Source organism: Kribbella sp. (assembly GCF_035687465.1).
Taxonomy (GTDB): Bacteria; Actinomycetota; Actinomycetes; order Propionibacteriales; family Kribbellaceae; genus Kribbella.
Map to the genome: position 1 here is coordinate 21627 of NZ_DASRXP010000041.1, position 6816 is coordinate 28442.

At 69.7% G+C, this 6816-nt stretch carries 4 protein-coding genes; 3 read left to right on the forward strand and 1 reads right to left on the reverse strand.

The window, feature by feature from the left end; genetic code table 11:
• The first annotated feature begins 56 nt into the window (after positions 1-56).
• Positions 57-1556, forward strand: coding sequence for a serine/threonine-protein kinase (locus tag VFG33_RS02070; protein WP_325021743.1), 1500 nt, complete (start codon positions 57-59; stop codon positions 1554-1556).
• A gap of 148 nt (positions 1557-1704) precedes the next feature.
• Entirely contained in the window at positions 1705-2895 is a 1191-nt protein-coding gene (locus tag VFG33_RS02075) for an acyl-CoA dehydrogenase family protein (RefSeq protein ID WP_325021745.1), read from the forward strand.
• 39 nt (positions 2896-2934) lie between these two features.
• Here VFG33_RS02075 and VFG33_RS02080 read toward each other — a convergent pair whose 3' ends face one another.
• A complete protein-coding gene (locus VFG33_RS02080; protein ID WP_325021747.1) occupies positions 2935-3918 on the reverse strand; it encodes an ArsR/SmtB family transcription factor in 984 nt (327 codons plus the stop codon).
• Between the two features lie 115 nt (positions 3919-4033).
• Between VFG33_RS02080 and VFG33_RS02085 the strand changes: the two genes are divergently transcribed.
• The coding region (locus tag VFG33_RS02085; protein ID WP_325021749.1) for an AfsR/SARP family transcriptional regulator at positions 4034-6816 on the forward strand (2783 nt) is incomplete at its 3' end.

Below are 6816 nucleotides of genomic sequence, written 5' to 3' on the forward strand. Positions count from 1 at the left end.
CCGCCTAAGGTAGGGCGGCGATCCGGCCGTGGCTGAAACTGTTGTGAGGTGTTGGTGTGGACGGCGAGGTACTCGCGGGGCGCTACCGCTTGCTGACCCTGCTGGGGCGCGGCGGTGCCGGCGAGGTGTGGCGTGCCGAGGACACGGTGCTGGCCAGGCCCGTCGCGGTGAAGATGCTGCGCCGGCTGGAGGGCGATCCGATGGACGCCGTCGAGCGGTTCCGGATCGAGGCCCGGGCCGCGGCCCGGCTGACCCACCCGAACGTGGTCGCGACGTACGACGTCGGGTCCGCGGACGGTCAGGTGTTCCTGGTGATGGAACTGGTGAACGGCCCCGACCTGGCGCAGTTGCTGCGCAGCGGGGGGCTCCCGGCTGCCAAGGTGGTCGCCGGGATCGCTCAGCAGGGGGCTCGCGCGCTGGACGCCGCCCATGCCGCCGGAGTCGTGCACCGGGACGTCAAGCCGGGCAACCTGCTGCTGGCGCCCGACGGCACTCTCAAGATGACCGACTTCGGCATCGCGCAGGCGGTAGGCCTCGATGGTGCGACCGGGCCGGTGCTGCTCGGCACTGCGGCCTACGTCTCGCCAGAGCAGGTGCGCGGCAAGCGTGCGACGCCTGCCAGCGACTGGTACTCCTTCGGCTGCGTCCTGTACGAACTACTCGAGGGCACGCCGCCTTTCACCGGCACCGACGCCACAGACGTCCTGCACCAGCACCTGGAAGCCACCCCTGCTCCCGTACGCCGGGACGAAGGCGTACCGGGCCTCGCCGACCTCGTCATGAGTCTGCTCGCCAAGGACCCCGCCGCCCGCCCCTCCTCAGCCGCGGCAGTCGCCGCCTACCTCGATCAAGCCCCCTCAGAAGCTGTCGACGACGGAACCCGAGTACTTGCCGTGCCCACGCTGACAGGATCCTCGTCGGTAGGTACTGAGGGCTTGACTGCGCAGGGCGAGCCGTCAGAGAGCACTCGCTCTCACGGCAGCCGGTCCCGCCGGCCTTCGCGGCGGTTCCCGTTTGCCAGGGCGATCGTGGCTCTGGCGGTAGTACTGGCTGCGGTGGTTGCTGTGGGACTGCTGCGCGAGAGTATGTCGCCTGACCCGACCGCGGAAGCGGGTGGCGTTCCGACGCCTCCGGCCGCTACGAAGGCGACTGTCAAGCCGAAGCCGTCGGTGACGCCGTCCAAGAAGGCGACTCCGACTCCGGCCCCCAAGAAGACTCCCAAGGCCACGCCGGCGGTCCCTCAGACGGGTACGGCGGCGACGCTGCGGGTGCTCGCCCAGTTGCTGCGGCAGGGGCAGCAGGGCGATGGGCAGCAGGGCCGTGGTGCCAGGACGGCACGTGAAGCTGCGAACGACCTGGACAAGGCTGCGGAAGCCCTCGCCGACGGCGACAAGGACGAGGCGTCCGAGAAGTACCAGGACGCCAAGCAGCGTCTTGCCGAGGCTCAACGCCAGGGCCGCTGGCAGCCGACCCCGCAGGAGGTCGCCCTGTTCGCGATCCTGAACCCGGCCCTCGGCGACAACGGCCAGAACAACGACCGCGGCGACAACGAGTAGCGACCGACCGCGCGCGGCAGCCCCGGAGTACGGGCGTGAGGCACGTGACGGTGTCGGGGTGGTGGGTGTCACAGCGGGTGTCGGGTCGTACCGCGATGCTGGGAGCCGCGATACTCGCGGGTAGGCGCGCGACCGGAAGGAGCCGCAGATGAGCAGGTTGCAGCAGACCGAGGGACTCACCGACATCCAGGAGGAGATCCTGAAGACGGTGCGCGCCTTCGTCGAGGCCGAGATCCTCCCGGTCGCCACCGAGCTGGAGCACAAGGACGAGTACCCGACCGAGATCGTCGAGGGCCTCAAGGAGCTCGGGCTGTTCGGCCTGATGATCCCCGAGGAGTACGGCGGTCTGGGTGAGTCGCTGCTCACCTACGCGCTCTGCGTCGAGGAGATCGCGCGCGGCTGGATGAGCGTGTCCGGCATCATCAACACGCACTTCATCGTCGCGTACATGCTGCTGCAGCACGGCACCGACGAGCAGAAGCAGAAGTACCTGCCGCGGATGGCGACCGGCGAAGTCCGGGGTGCCTTCTCGATGTCCGAGCCGGGCTGTGGTTCCGACGTCGCCGCGATCAAGACGAAAGCTGTCAAGAACGGTGACAGCTACACGATCAACGGCCAGAAGATGTGGCTGACGAACGGTGGTACGGCGAACCTGGTCGCGGTGCTGGTGAAGACCGACGAGGACTCGGAGTCGGTCTACAAGAACATGACCACCTTCCTGGTCGAGAAGGAGCCGGGCTTCGGCGAGGTCGACAAGGGCCTGACCGTGCCGGGCAAGATCGAGAAGATGGGCTACAAGGGGGTCGACACCACCGAGCTGATCTTCGACGGGTACGAGATCGCCGCGGACCAGGTCCTCGGCGGCGTACCGGGCAAGGGTTTCTACCAGATGATGGACGGCGTCGAGGTCGGCCGGGTGAACGTGGCCGCCCGCGGCTGCGGGGTGGCCCGGCGGGCCTTCGAGCTCGGCATCTCCTATGCCCAGCAGCGCGAGACGTTCGGCAAGAAGATCGCCGAGCACCAGGCGGTGCTGTTCCGGCTGGCCGACATGGCGGTCAAGGTCGAGGCCGCGCACGAGCTGATGGTGAAGGCGGCCCGGAAGAAGGACTCCGGCTCACGCAACGATTTCGAGGCCGGGGTCGCGAAGTACCTGGCCAGCGAGTACTGCTCGCAGGTGGTGGAGGACTCGTTCCGGATCCACGGCGGTTACGGGTTCTCGAAGGAGTACGAGATCGAGCGGCTCTACCGTGAGGCGCCGATGCTGCTGATCGGCGAGGGGACGGCCGACATCCAGCGGATGATCATCGGCCGCCGCCTCCTCGAGGACTACAAGCTCTGACCACCCGCAGACCGCCGGCCCCGGCATCGCGGCCACTGGTCAGCCGACCGGAGCCTGGCAGCCGTCCAGCACGGCCCGGCCGAGAGTTGTGAGGTCGTGGCGGACTGCCTGGCCCGCCCGGCGAGTAGTGATCAGCCCTGCCTCCCGCAGGATGCCTGCCTGCCGACTTGCCCCCGCTAGAGAGATTCGGCAACGCTGTGCCAGCTCGGTCGTCGTACAGCCCTCTGCGATCGCCTCGAGAGCCGCCGCACGGGTGCTGCCGAGCAGGGCGGCCAGTGGCCGCGACCGGCGCTCTGCAGTCATCCGGTGCAGCGAGCCGGGCGCATGCTGGACCGGGTAGACCAGCACCGGGGGCAACAGCGGGTCGCGTAGCTTCGTCGGGATCTGCCAGCAGAAGACGGACGGCTGCAGGCGGAGGCCGCGACCATCCAGGTGGAGATCCTGGTCCGGCAGCCCGGAGACCTTGAGGACAGGGGCCTCCCACTGCACGGAGGGATGCAGCCGGCCCAGCAGTTGGTCCACGCCGGCGCCGGACAGATGGCTGACCTGCCGCTGATGGTCCGCCCGGACCAGCGTCCGGATGGACTCCCAGTACGGCGCGATGCTGTACCGGTGGTACGCCCGGAGAGCCTGGCCCAGGCCTTTCACCGCGTCGGGCCGGCCACCGGCCAGTTCGCGGGTCCAGCTCGACCCGGGCCGTCGTACGGCGAGCAGGTCGAGCTCACGCTGGATCCGGCGCCGTGAGGTCGACATCACCCGCTCCACGGCATCGTCGAAGCTGTTCGTCTGCTCTGGTGGGGTGAGGAAGTCAGGGGAGTAGCCCTGCGGCGGTGCCAGTTGCAGCAAGCGGGCAGCCGGTCGGGGTAGCTGCCGCCGGGTCCGCTCCCGCCAGTGCCCGTAGTGACCTGAGCCGTCCCACACCTGGAGCTGGTGCAGGCTCAGCAGGACCTCCCAGAGCGGGTCCGGTTCCTCGGCAAGGGTCGTCCGGGCCAGGTCCTGGCCGGTGAAATGTATCCGCAGCACAGCGCCCCCTTCGGTTCTCAGCACCATCGTGCCGAGTACCTCCTGTCATCACCCTGTCACGGGAATCGTTCCCAGGCGGTAGCCTGCCAGCCTGCGGCTTGGTGAGCGGAGGCAGATGACAGGCAGTGAGCCGGCGTGCCCGCAGGTCGCCATCCGGTTGCTCGGCGGGGTCTCGCTGCGGGTCGACTGCCGCGAGGTCGAGCTCGGCGGCGACCGGATCCGTTCCCTGCTCGCCATCCTCGCGATGGCGGCCGGCGGCAGCGTGCCGACCGGCGTCCTGGTGGACCGCATCTGGGGCGAGGCCCAGCCCGCCAACGCGGGGGCCAGCCTGCACACCCTGATGAACCGGTTGCGCCGGGTCATCGGTGCCGACCTGGTGACCACCGGGCCGGCCGGTTACAGCCTGCAGATCGATCCCGACCAGGTCGACGCCCTGCTGTTCGGTCGCCTGTTGCGGGACGCGGCGCAGCCGACGGACCCCGCCGAAGAGCACCAGGCGATCACCCGGGCCCTGAAGCTGTGGTCGGGCCGTCCGTTCGAAGGCATCAGCTCGGAGTGGCTCGAATCCAGCGAGGCGCCCCGCCTGGTCGAGCAGTACCTGGCCGCGGTCGAGCGCCGGATCGACCTGCAGCGCGGCGACGACCTGTACGGCGAGGTCCTGGTCGAACTCCGCGAGCTCACCGCGGCCCATCCGTTGCGCGAATCGCTGTGGGTCAGGCTGCTCCGGCTGCTGGCACAGAGCGGCCGGACCGCCGAGGCACTGGAGTTGTACGAGTCGGTGCGGCTGCGGATCGCGGACGAGCTGGGTGTCGACCCGGGCGGCGAACTGCGCGGCGTCCATGCCGAACTGCTGGCCGGAGACGCTCCGCCGCCGCCTCGCAGGATCGCGCCGAGCCAACTGCCCGCGGATGTGCCTGGCTTCACCGGCCGCAAGGAGGTGCTGACCGAGCTGGACAAGGCCTTCGCCGCCCGCGGCCCCGAGACCGTGGTGACGTTGGTGCTGCACGGTCCGGGCGGCGTGGGCAAGACCAGCCTCGCCGTGCACTGGAGCCACCGGGTCGCTTCTGAGTTCCCGGACGGCACGCTGTTCGCGGACCTGGGTGGCTATGGTCCGGGCGAGCCAGTTGATCCTGCTGTGGCGGCCGGCTTCCTGCTGCACGCTCTCGGCGTACCGGCTGGACAGATCCCGGCCGGGGTGGACGGGCGGAGTGCACTGCTGCGTTCGACCTTGGCCGGGCAGCGGGTGCTGTTGGTGCTCGACAACGCGCTCAACGCCGACCAGGTGAGGCCGCTGCTGCCGGGAACCGGTGCCGTCGTCCTGATCACCAGCCGCAGCCGCTTGCGCGGTCTGGTGGCGCGCGAAGGAGCCCGCCAGATCCCGGTGGAACAGCTGTCGGTGGCGGATGCGCGGACCTTGCTCACCGGGCGGATCGGGCTGCCGGAGGTCGGCGGCGCGAAGGCGATCGATCAACTGGCGGACAGCTGCAACCACCTGCCGCTGGCGTTGGTGATCGCCGCCGAGCAGATCGCGCGGCGGTCCGGTGCCGGACTGGCCGACCTGGTGAGCGAACTGCAGGAGCACCAGCTGGATGCGTTCGACGCAGGCGACGACCCGGCGACCGACCTCCGCGCCGTCTTCTCCTGGTCCTACCGCGCGCTGGAGCCCGAGGCCGCCCGGTTCTTCCGGATGCTGGGCCTCTACCCGGGCCGCCGCTTCGCTCCAGCGGCCGTCGCCGCCCTCGCCGGACTCGACGAACGGACCGCGACGAAGCTGCTCCGGCGGCTCACCGACCTGCACCTGGTCGACGAGTCCAGTCCCAACCGCTTCCAGCTCCACGACCTGCTGCGCGCGTACGCCGCCGAGCAACTCCGCGAGACCGAGTCGGCTCAAGAGGTCGATGCCGCCTGGGAACGGATGCTGGACTGGGCCGCGCAATCGGCGGCCGCGTCCCGGCGGATCCTCGGCGAACCCCAGCGGATCCACTATCTGGGCCCACCGCTGGACGGGACGGTCCCGATGACGTTCAAGGACCGGCCGAGCGCCATCAGCTGGTTCGACTCCGAGCTGCGGGCCCTGATGGCGATGGTGACGGCCAGTGCGAAGGCGGGCCACCATCGTCAGTCAGCCGCGCTCGCGCTGCATCTGTGGGCGCCGCTGGCCCGGTTGGTGAGTCCGGAGGAGTCGATCGCGATCCAGCAGGGCGCGGCGGAGTCCGGCCGGCTGGCCGGCCGGCCGTTGATGGAGGCGCTCGCCTGGAACCAGCTCGGCACCAGCTTCGGCGAGGGCGGGGATCTGGCCCGCGCCGAGGAAGCGTTACTCAGATCGCTCAAGCTCTTCCAGGAGATCGACGACGAATCGGGTGAGTCCGTCGTCCGTGGCAACCTGGGTTTCCTTTACGACCTGCTCGGCGACCACGACCAGGCGATCGAGCAGGTGGAGGCCGCGCTGGCGATCGGCCGCAGACAACAGGATGCCAACGCGATCGCCCATCAGCTGAACAACCTCGCCATCATCTACCTCGCCCTCGGCCGGTACGACGAAGCCGTGGTGACCGCCACCGAGGCGTTCGAGCAGAGTCGCGATGTCCCGGAGGACCGCGTTCGGGCCTACACCCATGACACCCTCGGGCAGGCCGTCGCCAGCAGGGGAGAGGTCGACCGGGCCGCTGTTCACTTCGAGGCCTCGGTGGCTATCAACCTCACGCTTGGTCAGCCGGCCCCGGCTGCCCGGGGCCTGATCCGCTTGGGCAAGGCGTACCTCTCGGCCGGCAATGAGGCCGCTGCACGGACAGCCTGGGAGCGGTCCCTGGCGATGGTCGACGAGTACGGCGCCACCCGGCTGGGGGAGGCCTACTCCGAAGCCCTGGAGCTCATTGCCGAGCTCGATCGCCCTGCAAG